The following is a 16,672-nucleotide window of genomic DNA, read 5'->3' as shown; positions in this document are numbered from 1 at the left end:
AAGCTTTCCGTGCCGGGCTTTTTTCCCGCAAGACGGAAAGCTCAGGTTGGCACGGCCCGTACGGTAGCGTACATTTGATGCAGAATAGGCAACGATGCGTACCGGCGACAATTGCCAGTCTTCACCTTTGCGCAATACTTTCGTGCCAAAAGCTATTACAGGGAGGCAGACGCCTCAATCAATGTCGGTGCGCAAGGGGCATATGAACCTCACCGTGGACGCTCAAGCCGAGGCGAACCGCGCGTCGGAGCGCTTGATGACCCTCGTGGTCCGCGACCGGGATCGCGCGGCCTTCGCCGCGCTTTACCGGCTGTTCGCGCCGCGCGTGAAGGGTTACGCCATGCGCGGCGGGCTGGGCGCTTCCGAAGCGGAGGAACTCGCCCAGGAAGTGATGATCGCCGTCTGGCAGCGGGCGGAAACCTACGACGCCTCGCAGTCCGCGGTCGGTACCTGGATCTTCGCCATTGCCCGCAACCGCCGCATCGACTGGCTCCGGCGCGAACGCCGTCCGGAGCTGGATCCCAACGACCCGATGCTGGTTCCGGCACCGGAATCGGCGGCCGACGAGCAGCTTGCCCTTGCCCAGAACCGCCGCACGTTGCAAAAAGCGATGGAATCCTTGCCGGAGAGCCAATCCGATCTGCTGCGTCTCGCGTATATCGAAGGCAAGACGCAGAGTGCGATCGCAGCGGAGCGGAACATTCCGCTCGGTACGGTAAAATCCCGCATGCGTGCGGCGTTGGAGCACCTGAAGGGTGCGATGAAGGAGAGCGCGTGATTCGTACGGCACACCGCCAAACGGCATATGACCTGCCGACATCTCACCCTGGTGACGATCTTCTGATCGCTTACGCCTCGGGAACGATGCTGGAGGTGAAGTCGCTGCTCGTGGCAACGCATCTCGCCTACTGCCCCGCCTGCCGCGCGCGCGTCGCCGAATTCGAATCGCTATGCGGCGACTGGCTCGAAGCCCTTCCGCCCGAACCGGTGTCGGAAGACGGGCTCCAGGCGCTGCTCGGCCGGCTGGATTCGGGTGACCTCCAGCCACCGCCGCCGCGCGCGAAGGTGCCGCTCCCCACCGGCGCCTTCGCCCGCGTCCCCGAACCGCTGCGCAGCCGTTTCCCGGCCCCCTACGAGGAGCTGGAATGGTCGAACATCGCGCCAGGAATCGACCTTTCCACCTGGTCGGTGGCCGACGAGTCGACCATCTGCCTTCTGCGCATGCAGCCCGGAAAGGCCGTGCCTCCACACCGCCACACGGCGGATGAGATGCTGCTCGTGCTGTGGGGTTCCTACACGGACGAGTATGGCCAGTTCCGGCCGGGCGACGTCGCCTCCTACGTCGGGGACACGGATCACCACGCGACTGGCGACGAGCATGGCGAGTGCCTGTGCCTGTTCCTGCTTGACGGACCGCTGATCTTCCTGCGCGACTGACGGGCGCGTATCACCGCTTCCCGTGCAAGAGTCGCCACCACGCCGAAGCGCGGGGCGTTTGCAACGTCCGGCTGCGCCTGAAGTTCTTGTTAATGTTTCAGCGTCATTCTTGTGACATCCGGTCCCTACCGAACCGAGGCCGAGATGGAACAGCGCCGAGTCCCTCCGACCAAAGAACGCCCCTCCCGCCTCCTTCCGGACCCTATCCGGAAGGCCGGCCGCGGCATGGTCGGCGTCCTTCCGGAAGAGGCGGCGGAAGTCCTGATCCTGCTCGCCTGCGGCGTTCCCGCCTACATGGCGGCGACCGGCGCCGGGCTCGGCGACCGCATCCTCGACTGGGCGGAACAGCATGGCATGGGGCATCTCCAGCCCAATGGCCTTGTGGTCGGCCTCTCGCTGAGCGTCTTCGGATTCGGATGCTTCGCCGTGCGGCGCTGGCGCCAGGCCCGCCGGAACGCGCAGGCCTATGAACGGACCCTGTGGGATCTGAGAAAGACCCAGGCCGAAGCGGTCTTCATCCGGGACGAACTCGCCCGTTCGAACCTTCGCCTCGTCGGCGCCATCGAAACGATTCCCGAAGGTGTTGCCCTGTTCGACGCCGAAGACCGCTTCGTGCTCTGGAACAGCCGGTACGAGGAACTCTACGGCAAATGCCGCGACCTGATCGTCGCGGGCGCCCGCTTCGAGGATGTGCTGCGCCAGGGCGCCGAACGGGGCATGTACGCCCATGCGGTCGGCCGGATCGAGGAGTGGCTGGCCGAGCGGCTGGAGCTTCACGCGCACCAGACCGGCAGTCACGAACAGCCGCTCGATGACGGCCGCTGGCTGCTCGTCCAGGAACGCCGTTTGGCGGACGGCGGGAGCGTCGGCGTGCGCATCGACATCACCGACCTCAAGCGGCGCGAGGCATCGCACCGGCTGCTGTTCGAGGCGAACCCGCTGCCGATGTGGGTGTATGACCTGGAAAGCCTGCGCTTCCTGGCGGTGAACGACGCCGCCGTCGCCCGGTACGGCTACAGCCGGGAGTGCTTCCTGGGCATGACCATAGAGCAGATCCGCCCGCCGGAGGATCTTGCGCGGCTGCGGTCCGACCTCGCGGCACCCCGGATCTCCAAGCTCCAGCATTCCTCCACACCCTGGCGCCACCGGAAGGCCGACGGGACTCTCATCGCCGTCGAGATCGCCTCGCACTCCATCGATTTCGAGGGCCGCCCGGCGGCGCTCGTGGTGGCCATCGACGTGACGGCCTCGCAGGCGGCGGAGGCGGAGCTGAAGCGTGCGCGCGACGCCGCCGAGGCCGGCAGCCGGGCCAAGTCGGAGTTCCTGGCGAACATGAGCCATGAGCTGCGGACACCGCTCAACGCGATCATCGGCTTCTCGCAGCTGATCATGGACCAGACCGCCGGCCCGGTGCCGCCGGAGCATGTCGAATATGCGCGGGACATCAACCGCGGCGGGCAGCATCTGCTCGCCCTGGTGAACGAGATCCTGGACCACGCAAAGGCCGAGTCCGGGCAGATGATCCTGCGTCCCGAGCGTGTCAGCCTTCAGCATGTCACGGCGCAATGCGTCCGGCTGGTGCGCGAACAGGCCGAAGCGGCTCGGCTGAGGCTCGTCACGGAGCTTCCGCGCGAGAGCGTCATTGCGCTTGCCGATGAGCTTCGACTGCGCCAAACCCTGCTGAACCTGCTCTCCAACGCGATCAAATTCACGCCGCCCGGCGGCCGGATCATCCTGACGGTCGACAGCGACGATGGCTGGGCGCGCATCATCGTCGCCGACACGGGCGTCGGCATGAACCGCGACGACCTCGCCAAGGCCCTTGAGCCCTTCCAGCAGCTCGAGAACCACAAGACCCGCCACACGCAGGGAACCGGGCTCGGGCTGCCGATCGCCAAGCGCCTCATCGAGCTTCAGGGCGGCCGCTTCGCCATCGAGAGCCGCCCGCGCGCAGGCACCACCGTCATCATTTCCCTGCCCCAGGAGGCAGAGGACGCGGAACCGAGGCGCGCGGGTCAGGCGCTGGAGCCCGCCTGATCCTGACGCCTGCCCCAAATAGGGCGAAGGCCCCTCCCCCAGCGCGGGAGAGAGGCCTTCGATGCCGCGTCGAGGTGGCTCCCCGGCCGGGGCTCCGGCCTCGGCGTCAGGCCGTGGCGCTGATCCCGGCCGCGTCGGCGGCGTGGTCGCCGATGCCGTTGTTCATGGCCCAGATGGCGGCCTGGGTGCGGTTGGACGCGTTGATCTTGCGCAGCAGGCTCTTGAGGTGGACTTTGACCGTGGCCTCGGTGATGCTGAGATGGTTGGCGATCATCTTGTTGGAGTTGCCGTTGAGCAGGCAGCGCAGGATCTGCACCTCGCGCTGCGACAGCCCCTTGCGGCGCGCCGGCACCTCGGCCCCGATCTCCTCGGTGCGGCCGCTCACCAGAAGCTCGGCCAGGTGGGTCGGGAACACCTTCTCGCCCATCATCACAAGCTTCAGCGACTGCATCAGCGACTCGCAGGCGATGTCCTTCATCAGGTAGCCGTCGGCGCCAGCCCCCAGGGCACCCGACAGGCGCCGCGTGCAAAGATCGGAAGTCAGCACCACGATGCGCAGGCCCGGATGCTCCGCGCGCAGCGCCCGCATCGCCTCGACCTCCTCCTCGTTCCCGCTGACCGGGTCCACCAGCACCAGCGCCGGCGCTGCGGCGGCCGAGCCGATCCCCTCGCGCACGGAACCCGCCTCGCCGACCACCGCGAAGGGCGAGCCGTCGAACAGCCGCTTCATCCCCTCGCGGAACAGCTTGTTCGAATCGATCAGGAAAGTGGTGATGCTGTCCATTGCTCTTGACCCGCCATTTTGAGTTCTTGTCTTCGGTCGCTTCCGCGCCGTTCCGGCGGCCCGCCCCTTTTGCTCCGGCCCGATGCCACGGACGCACCCGTCTCGCCCCGTCATCCGGCTGAGCGCTCCATCGGGAGCGACCACCATTGGATGAAAGGTAATCCCTTCTCGCGGGAGCGAACATTTCCCCTAAGTATCAAATTCCGGATTCATTGATCATATCCCCCATTGCCGTGGCAAAGCGGGCATGTGCCGAGAAAGGCAGGGGTCCTATGACCCCGTTCAGGCGCAAGAATCGCCGCTTTCAGTCTCGCCGGAACGCTTGTCATGGAAAGGCCACAGCACGGGATCCACCAGCACGCTCTTTTCGCGTGCGGCGGTGAAGACCATTCACAATCCACCCGCGATTTGACGGCAATTGCCAGAAATACGGGGTTTTCTTACGGGAGGCTTCCCCGATGATAGGTCCGCCCCTTTGGATGAGGCGGAAGAGATTAGCCGGAAAGGGGAGCTTTGGGCTCGTTCAGGATCCACGTGGCGCCAAGGAGGCAATAACAAGGAACCAGCCAAAACAAAGGACATCTTTAACATGTCGTTAACCAGCGTGACGGCTCAATGACCTCACGAAATCCTGCTCCATCGGAGATCCGAGCCATGATGACCGCCGACGCCGCGCAGAAACTCTTCACCGCCTCGCAGGTCCATCTGAGCGTCCTGGAGGAGTTCATCGGCACCGTCGAAGCAAGGCTGACCGCGCCGATGAGCGCCTTCGCCCGTGAAAGCCTGACGGAACTGCTCGGCAGCCTGCGCGAGCAGCGCGCCAGCTACCGGCTGCCGGTCCAACTGCGGGCCACCGGAGCGCCCACCGGGGGCGAGGCGCTGGCCGCCGCCTGAACGCCTGCCCCCGGACGGGGCCGCCGGTAACTCGCCAGCGCCTCAGGCGGATGCCGCCCGCGCGCCCTTCATGGCTGCCGGGCGGGCCGTCTCGCCGGCATAGCGGGCGATGGACAGGCCCGTGGGATCGGTTTCGGGCTGCCGCCCCGACACGAGGTCGGCGAGCAGCCTCCCGGACCCGCAGGCCATGGTCCAGCCCAGCGTGCCGTGCCCGGTGTTGAGATAGAGGTTCGACAGCGGCGTCGGGCCGATCACCGGCGTTCCGTCCGGCGTCATCGGGCGCAGCCCGCTCCAGAACTCCGCCCGGCCCACGTCCCCGCCGCGCGGGAACAGGTCCGTCACCGAATGCTCCAGCGTCTTGCGCCGGGGTGTGCTGAGCTGGATGGCATAGCCCGACAGCTCCGCCGTGCCGCCGACGCGGATGCGGTCGCCCAGCCGGGTGATCGCCACCTTGTAGGTCTCGTCCATCACGGTCGAGACGGGTGCGGCGTCCGGATCGGTGATCGGCACGGTGATGGAATAGCCCTTCACCGGATAGACCGGCAGGTCGATCCCGAATTCCTTCACCAGGAAGGGCGAGAAACTGCCCATCGCGAGGACGAAGCTGTCGGCGGCGACATCGCCCGCGTCCGTCGCCACGCTGACCACCCGCCCGCCCGAGGCGTTCAGGCGCCGGATAGCGGTGTTGAAGCGGAAATCCACCCCCAGCTCCGCCGCCATGCGGGCCAATTCGCCCGTGAACATGCGGCAGTCGCCGGTTTCGTCGCCGGGCAGCCGCAGGCCCCCGACGAACTTGTCCCGCACGGCCGCCAGCGCCGGCTCCACCGCCACGCAGCCCGCCGGGTCGAGAAGCTCGTTGGGCACCCCGGACTCCTTCAGGACGGCGATGTCCTTGGCCGAGGCGTCGAGCTGCTTCTGCGTCCGGAAGAGCTGGAGCGTTCCGAGGCTGCGCTCGTCGTAGCGGATGCCCGTCTCGGCGCGCAGCGCCCGCAGGCAGTCGCGGCTGTATTCGGCCAGCCGGACCATCCGCGCCTTGTTCACGGCGTAGCGTTCGGCCGTGCAGTTGCGCAGCATCTGGGCCAGCCACATCCACATGCGTGGATCGAGCTGCGGCTTGATGACCAGGGGGCCATGCTCCATCGTCAGCCACGTCACCGCCTTCAGCGGCACGCCCGGCCCGGCCCAGGGCGCTGAATAGCCGGGCGAGACCTGGCCCGCGTTGGCGTAGCTGGTCTCCAGCCCGGGGCCGGGCTGCCGGTCGATGACCGTGACCTCATGCCCGAGCTTCGCCAGGTAATAGGAGGTGGTGACCCCGATGACGCCCGCCCCGAGTACGACGACCTTCATGCCTCCACTCCCCCATCGATGTAGCGGCGGCAATAGCGGCCGCCGAGGCTGGTAAGAATCTCATAGCCGATGGTGCCCGCGCGCTCGGCGACCGCGTCCACCGGCTGTTCCGGCCCGATCAGGTCCACGAGCGTGCCCATGGGCAGCGCTCCCCGAGGGAGCGCCGTCGCGTCGAGCGTGATCGAGTCCATCGAAACCCGCCCGGCGAAAGGCAGGGCCACCGACCCCGCATGGGCAATGCCCCGGTTGCCGAGGCTGCGCAGGAAGCCGTCCGCGTAGCCCACCGACACGGTGGCGATCCGCCCGGGCGCGGTGGTCCGGAAGCTGTGGCCGTAGCCGACCGGCGTCCCGGCCGGCACCTCGCGGACCTGAACGATCTTGCCCTGAAGCCGGACAACCGGCCGCATTGGATTCAGCTGGCCGTTCACCGGCGCCACGCCGTAGAGCGCGGCACCGGGCCGCACCATGTCGAAATGATAATCGGGACCCAGGAAGATGCCCGAGGAATTGGCGAAGGACGCGGGTGCCGCGGGCAGACGGCGGAGGGCCGAGCGGAAGCGCTGGAGCTGTTCGCGGTTGGCCGGGTGCTCCTGGTCGTCGGCGCAGGCGAGATGACTCATCACCGCGCGCAGCCCGACGCCTTCCAGGCGGCCCGGATCCTCCGCCAGGACCGACAGCTCGTCCTCCGGCAGGCCCATTCGCGCCATGCCGCTGTCGACCTGAAGCACCGCCGGCAGACTCCGCCCGACAGTCGCCGCCAAGGCGGTCCAGGCGTCGATCTGCTCCAGGCTGTTCAGCACCGGGGTCAATCCATGCTCGGCGCAGTCCAACTCGGCGCCAGCCGGCGCGCCATGCAGGACGAACAGCTCGGCGTCCGTCGGCAGCGACGACCGCAGGGCGATGCCCTCTTCCAGATGGGCGACGAAAAACTCCCGGCAGCCCTCGTCATAGAGGACCGGCGCCACGCGGGCGGCGCCCAGCCCATAGGCATCGGCCTTGACCACGCCGGCGCAGACACCACTGCCCAGCCGGCCGCGCAGCAGCCGGTAATTCTCGCGGATGGCGCCCAGGTCGATGGTCAGCAGGGCTCCGGCACGGTCGGCGGCGCTGCCCGACCCGGTCTCCGCAACGGCCATCGCCGGCTTGGGCAGAACGGAAGACCTCGGGATCATGACAGGCCACCTCCGCGTGCGACGATACTGCATTCTTCATGGGGCGAATCGGGGTCCGGAAAACCACCCGGCGATCCCGAAAACCCGCCCACGATCAATGATATGGCAGGCGGCTCCGCCGGTCTTTGCGTTCCGTCGTTGAATGTGCGATGGCTAGGGGACGTCTTCGCAGAAGATGAACGGACTTCGCAGATTCGTGCATGCCCACCCTCGACGCCATCGACCATAAGATCCTCCGCCTGCTCCGGACCGATGGCCGGATGAGCAACGCCAAGCTGGCCGAGGAGGTCGGCCTGTCGCAGTCGGCCTGCCTGCGCCGGCTGCACATGCTGGAGCACAGCGGCGTCATCCGCGGCTACACCGCCATCATCGAGGAGCCGGAGGTCGAATGCCCCACAGTCGTGGTCATCCAGATCACGCTGGAGCGCCAGACCGAAGAATTCCTGAACCGCTTCGAGGCCGCCGTCCGGAAATGCCCGGAGGTCCGCGAATGCTATCTGCTGTCGGGCATGGCCGATTACCTGCTGCGGGTCGAGGCGCGGGACGCCGCCGACTATGACCGCATCCACAAGGAACACCTGTCCCGCCTGCCCGGCGTCGCCCACATCCAGTCCAGCTTCACCATCCGCAACGTGATGCGGAACGGGTCCCAGCGCTAGGATAGCGCTAGGACAGGGTCACGCGGTGCCGATGGCTGCCTGGCAGGCCTGCTCGCACCGGCGGCAGGCCTGGGCGCAGATCCGGCAATGCTCGTGCATCCTGGCGTGGCTCTCGCACTCCTCCGCGCATTTCCGGCAGGCGGCGAGGCAGGCCGTCAGCATGGCGCGGATGACCTCCTTGTTCGATCCCGTCCGGCGCGAGGCGATGGTGCCCGTCGCCGCGCAGGCGTCCGCGCAGTCCAGATTGTAGCGGATGCACTGCCGCAGCTCCGCCACCATCTCCTCCGCCAGGCAGGCGTCTGCGCAGGAAGCGCAGGCCTGGGCGCAGGAGAAGCACTCCTCGATGCAGCGGACCAGCGCCTCGTTGACGCTGCCCTTCACGTCGGGGTGCGTGGAGATCATCTCGCGTGCGAACATGGGCTCGATCCTCTCAGGCTTGTTGGATTTCAAACGACATCGGGGACGCCGATGGCGTCCCCGATTCGAGCCAACACCCGATCCCCGGAAAGCTCACGCCCCCAAGGACCGGAAGGAGGAAGGCGCAGCCTCAGTGCTCGGCACCGCTGCGGAAGTTGAACTGCGCGCCGGAGCGGATGCCCGACGGCCAGCGGGCGGTGACGGCCTTCTGCTTGGTGTAGAAGCGCACGCCCTCCGGCCCGTGGATGTGCAGGTCGCCGAACAGGCTCTGCTTCCAGCCGCCGAAGCTGTGGTAGGCGACCGGCACGGGGATCGGCACGTTGACACCGACCATGCCGACCTGGACCCGCGCCACATAGTCGCGCGCGCAGTCGCCGTCGCGGGTGAAGACCGCCGTGCCGTTTCCGTACTGGTGGTCGTTGACGAGCTTCAGCGCCTCGTCGTAGGCGCCTACGCGGACGACGCTCAGCACCGGGCCGAAGATCTCGTCCTTGTAGATGCTCATGTCCGGCGTCACCCGGTCGAACAGGGAGCCGCCGACGAAGAAGCCCTTCTCGTAGCCCTGGAGCGCCAGATCGCGCCCGTCCACCACCAGCTCGGCCCCCTCGCGGACGCCCGCGTCGATGTAGCCGCGAATGCGGTTCAGGCTGTCGCGGCTGATGATCGGGCCCATCTCCGTCTCGGGGTCGCTGGCCGCCCCGACCTTCAGCGCGCGGACCTTCGGCGCGAGGCGCCGGATCAGCTCGTCGCCGGTCCCGTCGCCCACCGTGACCGCGACCGACACCGCCATGCAGCGCTCGCCGGCCGAACCGTAGGCAGATCCCATCAGCGCGTCGGTCACCTGGTCCATGTCGGCGTCCGGCATGACCACCAGGTGGTTCTTGGCGCCGCACAGCGCCTGCACCCGCTTACCGTTGGCGCAGCCCGTCGCGTAGATGTAGCGGCCGATGGCGGTCGAGCCGACGAAGCTGATGGCCGGGACGCGCGGGTCCTCCAGCAGCGTGTCCACCGCCTCCTTGCCGCCGACCACGACGTTCAGGACGCCGGCCGGCAGCCCGGCTTCCACCAGCAGCTCGGCCATGCGCAGCGACGCCGAGGGCACCTTCTCCGACGGCTTCAGGACGAAGCAGTTGCCGCAGGCCAGCGCCACCGGAAACATCCAGAGCGGCACCATGGCCGGGAAATTGAAGGGCGTGATGCCCGCCACGACGCCGAGCGGCTGGCGGAAGCTGAAGGCGTCCACCGCCGTGGCGACGTTCTCGCTGTATTCGCCCTTCATCATCTGCGGGATGCCGCAGGCGAACTCGACCACCTCCAGCCCGCGGGCCAGCTCGCCCTTGGCGTCGGCCAGCGTCTTGCCGTGCTCCTCGGAGATGAGCTGCGCGATCTCGTCCGCGTTCCGCCGCAGCAGGTCGCGGAAGGCGAACATCACCTGGGCGCGCTTGGCCGGCGGGGTCGCGGCCCAGGCCGGGAAGGCCGCCTCGCAGGAGGCGACGGCCTCGCGCACCTCGTCGGCGGAGGCGAGCGGGGCGCGCTTGGCGACCTCGCCCGTCGCCGGGTTGTAGACGTCGCCGAACTGGCCGCCGCGCCCTTCGACGCGCCGGCCGTTGATGTAATGGTGCAGGGTGTTCATCAGCTGTGCCTCACGCGACGGTCTTGAGAATGTCGCCGATCGTGGAAACGATGGTATCGATCTGGCCCGTCTCGACGATCAGCGGCGGCGAGAGGGCGATGATGTCGCCGGTCTGGCGGACCAGGACGCCGGCCTCGAAGCACTTCACGAACAGCTCGTAGGCCCGGGCACCCGGCGCGCCGGGGCGCGGCTCCAGCTCCACGGCGCCGACCAGCCCGATGGCGCGCAGGTCGATGACGTGCGGCGCCCCCCGCAGCGAGTGGATGGCGTCGCTCCAGTAACCCGCCAACTCGGCGCCGCGGGTCAGCAGCCCCTCCTCCCGGTAGACCTCCAGCGTCGCCAGGCCGGCGGCGCAGGCCAGCGGGTGGCCGGAATAGGTGTAACCGTGGAACAGCTCGATCGTGCCTTCCGGCCCGTTCATGAAGGCGTCGTAGATGAAATTCCGCGCGAAGACCGCACCCATCGGCACCGCACCATTGGTCAGCCCCTTGGCCGTGGTGACCAGGTCCGGCTGCACGCCGAAATGATTGACCGCGAAGGGCGAGCCGAGCCGGCCGAATCCGGTGATCACCTCGTCGAAGATCAGCAGGATGCCGTGCTTGTCGCAGATCTCGCGCAGGCGCTTCAGGTAGCCCTTGGGCGGGATCAGCACGCCGGCGGACCCCGCCATCGGTTCGACGATCACGGCGGCGATGGTGGAGGCGTCGTGCAGGGCGACGATGCGCTCCAGATCCTCGGCCAGATGCGCGCCCCACTCCGGCTCGCCCTGCGTGAAGGCGTTCTTCTCCAGATTGTGGGTGTGCGGCAGATGGTCGACGCCGGCCAGCAGCGGGCCGAAGAACTTACGGTTGTTCGGCAGCCCGCCGACGGAGATTCCACCGAAGCCGACGCCGTGATAGCCCTTCTCGCGCCCGATCAGGCGGGTGCGGGTGCCCTCCCCGCGCACGCGGTGGTAGGCCAGCGCGATCTTCAGCGCCGTGTCCACCGATTCGGAACCGGAGTTGGTGAAGAACACCTTGTCCAGGTCGCCCGGCATCAGCTCGGCGAGCTGGGTGGCGAAGTCGAACACCAGCGGGTGGCTCATCTGGAAGCCCGGCGCGTAGTCCATCTCCGCCGCCTGGGCCTGGATCGCCTTGGTGATCCGGTCGCGCCCGTGGCCGGCGTTCACGCACCACAGGCCGGACGTGCCGTCGAGCACCTGCCGCCCGTCGTCCGTCGTGTAATACATGCCCTTGGCGGAGGCCAGCATGCGCGGCTTGGCCTTGAACTGGCGGTTCGCCGTGAAGGGCATCCAGTGGGAGGAGAGATCTGGGGCGTTGCGGAGAGTCGCGGACATGCCGTGGGCCTCGGTTTCAGCCGGTGTCGGGATGCTGGAAGACTGCGGCGCTTTCCGGGACTTAACAAGATGATTTCTTGCGCTGTCCTAAGTCTTTGATTTCTCTATGACGCTGTGCAAAAACGTTCAGTATCCTGAACAGCCGAAACGGGGAGCCCCTTCCATGGACGTCGATGTCGGCACGCGGCTGCGCGCGGTGCGGCTGATGCACAACCTGTCCCAGCGCGAACTGGCCCGGCGGGCCGGCGTCACCAACGCGACCATCTCGCTGATCGAATCCCACCAGCTCAACCCCTCGGTCGGCGCGCTGAAGCGGGTGCTGGACGGCGTGCCGATGAGCCTCGCCGCCTTCTTCGCCTTCGAGCCGGCGATCCCCCAGAAGGTCTTCTTCCCGGCGGAGGAACTGGTGGAGATCGGGCGCGGCGGCATCTCCTACCAGCAGGTCGGCCCCGACCTCACGGGACGCTCCCTCCAGATCCTGAAGGAACGCTACCGCCCCGACGCCGACACCGGCCGCGTGCTGCTGACCCACGAGGGCGAGGAAGGCGGCATCGTGCTGAGCGGCCGGCTGGAGATCACCGTCGGCGACCAGAAGCGCACGCTCGGCCCCGGCGACGCCTACTATTTCGACAGCCGCACGCCCCACCGTTTTCGGAATGTCGGCGACGACGACTGCCATGTGGTCAGCGCCTGCACGCCGCCGAGTTTTTGAGAAGTGGGCACTTCTGCACGGAAAAAGCCGTCCAGAGCGGAGCCGTCATAGCAGAAGATCCCTTGCCGTCACCCCCGCGAAAGCGCATGGGCGCGGCTTTTGCACATCGGCCCGTTTTGCCGAAGCTCACGCCCTCCCCCTCATCATTCCCGCGAAACGCTCCCGGCGAATGCCTTTGGCATTCGCTTGCCGCGTCAGCGCAAACGAAGTTTGCGTGAGAGCGGGAATCCAGTCCCTCCCAAAGCGAACCTATTGGAAACTCTGGATCCCCGCGTCCGCGGGGATGACGGTGGAAAGGCGGTCGGATGCGCGGTTTCATCGGTCGATTCTCAAAGTCAGCGCCTATGCGCGAGAGCGGGGGGCCAAGACTGTTCCAACGAATCCGCTCCACGGGCTTCTGGATCCCTCGGACTCACGGCGCTCGATGAACTCGGCCTGCTGGAGCGCGACCCGGACACGGGAAGGCTCTCCATGACGATCGATGAGATTTCCTCGACCATCCGTCTCAAAGCTTGAACGGAAAAGGGGACGGCCCACCCTGCGGCAGACCGTCCCCTTCTTCAAACCGAATAACAGCCCGATCAGGCGGCCTTCAGCTGGGCCTCGGCAAACTCGTAGTTGGCGAGGTTGTCCAGGAAGTTCTGGGTGTAGTCCGGACGGCGGTTGCGGAAGTCCAGGTAGTAGCTGTGCTCCCACACATCGAGGCCGAGCAGGACCTTGCCCTCGCCGGTGGCGAGCGGGTTGGAGCCGTTCGGGGTCTTGGTGACCTTCAGCTTGCCGTCGCCGCCAGCGACCAGCCAGGCCCAGCCCGAACCGAACTGCGAGGTCGCGGCGGCCTTGAAGGCTTCCTTGAACTTGTCGACGCTGCCGAAATCCTCGGTCAGCTTCTGCTCCAGGCTGCCCGGCAGCTTGCCGCCGGTCGGGGACAGGCACTGCCAGAACAGGATGTGGTTCCAGTGCTGGCCGGCGTTGTTGAACACCGGGGCCATGTCGTCCTTGCCGAAGGAGAGCTTCACGATCTCCTCCAGCGATTTGCCCTTCAGCGCGTCGTTCTTCTCGACGAAGCCGTTCAGTGCCGTGACGTAGGCCTGGTGGTGCTTGCCGTGGTGCAGTTCCAGCGTCTCCTGGCACATGCCGCGCTCGGCCAGGGCGTTGTGCGAGTAGGGAAGGCTCGGAAGTTCGAAAGCCATGGAAGCGTCCTCCGCTTTGATTCTCAAAAGATCGAAATCGTTGTGCCGCTGCCGCGTCGGCGCGAGGCGGCGCGTTGCAATGATGGACGCCGGTCCCGTCCCGGACAAGCCCCGGCCCCATCGGCGGGCGCCATACAAGCATGAAATTCCACGGACCGAAAGCCCACGCTTAAGCTCCGCCCGCCCGCGAAACCGCCATGGGGGATCAGGACCGGCAACATTCACGCCTGTCCGTTTGTTCCCATGCAAGAGATGTCCTGCCGCGGGGCGGCAGGAACGGGATGTCTTGCCGTGGCGCGGCGGGAAGGCGCATCATCCGGGCATCGACAGGCGAAAGGGAGACGCGGATCATGTCAGGAGACCTCGCGGGCCGGCGGTTCATGGTGCCGGAGAGCCGGGAACTCGACCTCTTCGCCAGGATGCTGGAAAGCCAGGGCGCGGAAACCCTGCGCTGCCCGCTGGTCTCGATCCTCGACCTGGAGGACACGGCCCCGGTCCGGGCCTGGCTCGACCGGCTGTGCGCGGGCGCCTTCGATGACGTGATCCTGCTGACCGGCGAGGGCATGCGCCGCATGATGGCGGTCGCGCGGGCGCAGTCCATCGACGCGCAGGTCGTGGAGGCTCTCGGAGAGGTCCGCAAGATCACCCGCGGACCGAAGCCGGCGCGGGCGCTGCGCGAACTCGGCCTGACCTCCGACCTGCCGGCCGAGGAACCGACGACCGAGGGCGTGATCGCCTCGCTGGCGGGCGAGGACCTGACCGGCCGCACGGTCGGCGTCCAACTCTATCCCGGCAACCCGAACGACCTTCTCCTCGATGCCCTGCGCGGGGCCGGCGCCGCGGTGGAGACGGTCACCCCCTACCGCTACGCCACGGACGCCGAAACCGAGCAGGTCGCCGCCGCGATCCGCGAGATGGCGGATGGCAAGGTGGACTACATCGCCTTCACCGCCTCGCCCCAGGTCCGCCGCCTCCAGGACGTCGCCCGCGACCGGGGGCTGGAAAAGGAACTGCACGACGGGCTGTCGCGCACCCGCATCGCCGCCGTCGGCCCCGTGGTCGCCTCGGCGGTGGAGGCCCTGGGCTTCACCATCGCCGTCTCGCCGGAGAGCACCTTCCACATGAAGCCGCTGGTGAACGCCATCCGCGAATCCCTGAAGGCGGCGTGAACGCAGGCGGCATAAGGAAAACTCCTTACCCGCACGCACCGCACTTGCCCGCCGGTGCACGCTGAGGCAAAAGTACGCCCGTCGACCTCCAGGAGCCGCCGAGCCATGCGCGATCAGTCCATCACCATCGATCAAGCCGCGAAGTGGCTCAACTGCTCGACCGAGCAGGTGGAAGGCTACCTGTCCTCCGGCCGGCTTCTACCCTTCGCCGGCGCCTCCGGTGGCTCGCCGCTGGTGTCGCTGAACTCGGTCGTCGTCCTGGCGGAGGCGCTGCCGGCCGAAGCCGGCATCTTCCGCATCCGCGAAAGCTCCGGCATGGGCGGCCCGGACATGGGCTTCAGCCCCCGCCCCCACTCCGGTCCGCCGGGCGGCCGTTCCCCGGTGGTGGTCGAGCGCAAGCCGACCCGCAGCTTCACGCCACGCTCCTGACGGCTTTGGGCGCCTGATCGGCGGGCGCGCATCCCACCCTTGCGCGTCCGGTCAGGTCCAGCCCCATGGAAGAGCTTGACAGCGGCCTCCCTTCGCGTCCAGTTATTGCAAATCATTCGCAGTTGCATAATTGGCCGATCACCGTAGGGGGAAATCCATGTTGAAGCGCGCTGTCGGCACCGCCGTCCTCGCCACCGTGCTGCTTGCCGCACCTGTCTCGGCCCAGACTGCCCAGAAGGCGGCACAGCCGGCGGCGGCCGATGTCCTGAAGACCTACGCGGACATCGCGCATGCCGCCTTCCAGGACTCCCTGACTTCGGCCAAGGCGCTGAAGGCCGCAGTGGACGCGCTTGTCGCCAACCCGACCGAGGACAACCTCGCCAAGGCGCGCCAAGCCTGGCTGAACGCCCGCGTTCCCTACATGCAGACCGAGGCCTTCCGCTTCGGCAATCCGGCCGTTGACGAGTGGGAGGGCAAGGTCAACGCCTGGCCGCTCGACGAGGGGCTGATCGACTATGTCGACGCGAATTACGGCGCCGGCGAGGACAACCCCTTCCGCAGCGCCAACGTGATCGCCAACAAGACCCTGCGCGCCGGCGGCAAGAACATCGACGCCTCGAAGATCGACGCCAAGCTGCTGTCCGATGACCTGCACGAGGCGGGCGGCGTGGAGGCGAACGTCGCCACCGGCTACCACGCCATCGAATTCCTCCTGTGGGGCCAGGATCTGAACGGAACGGGTCCGGGCGCCGGCAACCGCAAGGCCACGGACTTCGCCAAGACCGGCTGCACCAACGGCAACTGTGACCGCCGCGCCCAGTATCTCCAGGCCGCCACCGACCTCCTGATCTCCGACCTGGAGACGATGGTGAAGGCCTGGGCGCCGCAGGGCGAGGCCCGCGGCTCCATCCTCCAGGCGGGCGCGCAGGACGGGATCGCCCGCATGCTGACCGGCCTCGGCAGCCTCAGCTACGGCGAGCTGGCGGGCGAGCGCATGAAGCTCGGCCTCATGCTGCACGACCCGGAGGAGGAGCATGACTGCTTCTCCGACAACACCCACAACTCGCACTTTTACGACCAAGTCGGCATGATGAACGTCTACACCGGCAAGTACCGCCGGACCGACGGCAGCGTGGTGTCCGGCCCGTCCCTGTCGCAGTATGTCGCGGCGAAGTCGCCGGAGGCCGACGCCAAGGTGCAGGCCAGCATGGCCGCGGCGCTGAACGCCTTCCAGACGATGAAGGACACGGCCGACGGCAAGAAGATGGCCTATGACCAGATGCTCGGCGCCGGCAACGACGCGGGCAACAAGATCATCGCCACCGCCGTGGACCGTCTCGTGGCCCAGAAGCAGGCGCTGGAAGGCGTCGTCAACGCGCTCGGCGTGACCATCCAGATCGAGGGCTCGGACAGCCTCGACAACCCGTCGGCCGTGCAGTAAGCCGGCGGCCTTCAC

At 67.5% G+C, this 16,672-nt stretch carries 16 protein-coding genes; 9 read left to right on the top strand and 7 right to left on the bottom strand.

All coding sequences use genetic code 11. The features are described 5' to 3' along the window. Positions 1-181 precede the first annotated feature (181 nt). From JUB11_RS12520 to JUB11_RS12510, 3 genes are all read left to right on the top strand, one after another. The gene (locus tag JUB11_RS12520) at positions 182-778 is read left to right on the top strand and encodes a sigma-70 family RNA polymerase sigma factor (protein WP_247887013.1); all 597 of its coding nucleotides are present in this window, start codon (positions 182-184) and stop codon (positions 776-778) included. After that, positions 775-1,437, top strand: a complete 663-nt coding sequence (locus tag JUB11_RS12515; RefSeq protein WP_348771420.1) for a ChrR family anti-sigma-E factor — start codon at positions 775-777, stop codon at positions 1,435-1,437. Before JUB11_RS12520 ends, JUB11_RS12515 begins: the two co-directional genes overlap by 4 nt. A 225-nt stretch (positions 1,438-1,662) precedes the next feature. Continuing rightward, positions 1,663-3,474 carry an ATP-binding protein gene (locus JUB11_RS12510; RefSeq protein WP_207458879.1) on the top strand — a complete coding sequence of 604 codons (1,812 nt, stop codon included), beginning with the start codon at positions 1,663-1,665 and terminating at the stop codon, positions 3,472-3,474. Positions 3,475-3,580: 106 nt separating this feature from the next. Here the strand turns inward: JUB11_RS12510 and JUB11_RS12505 are convergent, their stop codons facing one another. Then, the gene (locus tag JUB11_RS12505) at positions 3,581-4,258 is read right to left on the bottom strand and encodes a response regulator transcription factor (RefSeq protein ID WP_207458878.1); all 678 of its coding nucleotides are present in this window, start codon (positions 4,256-4,258) and stop codon (positions 3,581-3,583) included. Between the two features lie 654 nt (positions 4,259-4,912). Here JUB11_RS12505 and JUB11_RS12500 point away from each other — a divergent pair. Continuing rightward, positions 4,913-5,152, top strand: a complete 240-nt coding sequence (locus JUB11_RS12500; protein ID WP_207458877.1) for a hypothetical protein — start codon at positions 4,913-4,915, stop codon at positions 5,150-5,152. 42 nt (positions 5,153-5,194) lie between these two features. On the opposite strand, the gene JUB11_RS12495 is transcribed toward JUB11_RS12500, so the two are convergent. Together JUB11_RS12495 and alr are read right to left on the bottom strand one after the other, a co-directional pair. Next, positions 5,195-6,499: a D-amino acid dehydrogenase gene (locus JUB11_RS12495; RefSeq protein WP_207458876.1), complete on the bottom strand. Its 1,305-nt coding sequence runs from the start codon at positions 6,497-6,499 to the stop codon at positions 5,195-5,197. Next, entirely contained in the window at positions 6,496-7,635 is a 1,140-nt protein-coding gene (alr, locus tag JUB11_RS12490) for an alanine racemase (protein ID WP_207458957.1), read from the bottom strand. The genes JUB11_RS12495 and alr overlap by 4 nt, the downstream gene beginning before the upstream one ends. Before the next feature lie 236 nt (positions 7,636-7,871). Between alr and JUB11_RS12485 the strand changes: the two genes are divergently transcribed. After that, positions 7,872-8,330, top strand: a complete 459-nt coding sequence (locus JUB11_RS12485) for an Lrp/AsnC family transcriptional regulator (protein ID WP_207458875.1) — start codon at positions 7,872-7,874, stop codon at positions 8,328-8,330. 18 nt (positions 8,331-8,348) lie between these two features. Here the strand turns inward: JUB11_RS12485 and JUB11_RS12480 are convergent, their stop codons facing one another. The 3 genes from JUB11_RS12480 to JUB11_RS12470 form a co-directional block, all read right to left on the bottom strand. Further along, the gene (locus JUB11_RS12480; RefSeq protein ID WP_207458874.1) at positions 8,349-8,747 is read right to left on the bottom strand and encodes a four-helix bundle copper-binding protein; all 399 of its coding nucleotides are present in this window, start codon (positions 8,745-8,747) and stop codon (positions 8,349-8,351) included. A gap of 130 nt (positions 8,748-8,877) precedes the next feature. Further along, positions 8,878-10,380, bottom strand: coding sequence for a CoA-acylating methylmalonate-semialdehyde dehydrogenase (locus tag JUB11_RS12475; protein WP_207458873.1), 1,503 nt, complete (start codon positions 10,378-10,380; stop codon positions 8,878-8,880). Positions 10,381-10,390: 10 nt separating this feature from the next. Next, positions 10,391-11,716, bottom strand: coding sequence for an aspartate aminotransferase family protein (locus tag JUB11_RS12470; protein WP_207458872.1), 1,326 nt, complete (start codon positions 11,714-11,716; stop codon positions 10,391-10,393). 163 nt (positions 11,717-11,879) lie between these two features. Here JUB11_RS12470 and JUB11_RS12465 point away from each other — a divergent pair, with 163 nt between their 5' ends. Then, the gene (locus tag JUB11_RS12465) at positions 11,880-12,428 is read left to right on the top strand and encodes a cupin domain-containing protein (RefSeq protein WP_207458871.1); all 549 of its coding nucleotides are present in this window, start codon (positions 11,880-11,882) and stop codon (positions 12,426-12,428) included. 581 nt (positions 12,429-13,009) lie between these two features. Here the strand turns inward: JUB11_RS12465 and JUB11_RS12460 are convergent. Next, positions 13,010-13,618: a superoxide dismutase gene (locus JUB11_RS12460; protein ID WP_207458870.1), complete on the bottom strand. Its 609-nt coding sequence runs from the start codon at positions 13,616-13,618 to the stop codon at positions 13,010-13,012. A 350-nt stretch (positions 13,619-13,968) separates the two neighbouring features. Here JUB11_RS12460 and JUB11_RS12455 point away from each other — a divergent pair, with 350 nt between their 5' ends. From JUB11_RS12455 to JUB11_RS12445, 3 genes are all read left to right on the top strand, one after another. Beyond that, a complete protein-coding gene (locus tag JUB11_RS12455) occupies positions 13,969-14,787 on the top strand; it encodes a uroporphyrinogen-III synthase (protein ID WP_207458869.1) in 819 nt (272 codons plus the stop codon). Positions 14,788-14,892: 105 nt separating this feature from the next. Continuing rightward, a complete protein-coding gene (locus tag JUB11_RS12450; protein WP_207458868.1) occupies positions 14,893-15,216 on the top strand; it encodes a hypothetical protein in 324 nt (107 codons plus the stop codon). A 157-nt stretch (positions 15,217-15,373) separates the two neighbouring features. Further along, on the top strand, positions 15,374-16,657 hold the full coding sequence (locus JUB11_RS12445; protein ID WP_207458867.1) for an imelysin family protein: 1,284 nt from the start codon (positions 15,374-15,376) through the stop codon (positions 16,655-16,657). Positions 16,658-16,672 lie beyond the last annotated feature (15 nt).

The organism is Azospirillum sp. SYSU D00513, from assembly GCF_017356015.1.
Classification (GTDB): domain Bacteria; phylum Pseudomonadota; class Alphaproteobacteria; order Azospirillales; family Azospirillaceae; genus Azospirillum.
This window is presented reverse-complemented; position numbering and strand designations above follow the sequence as displayed.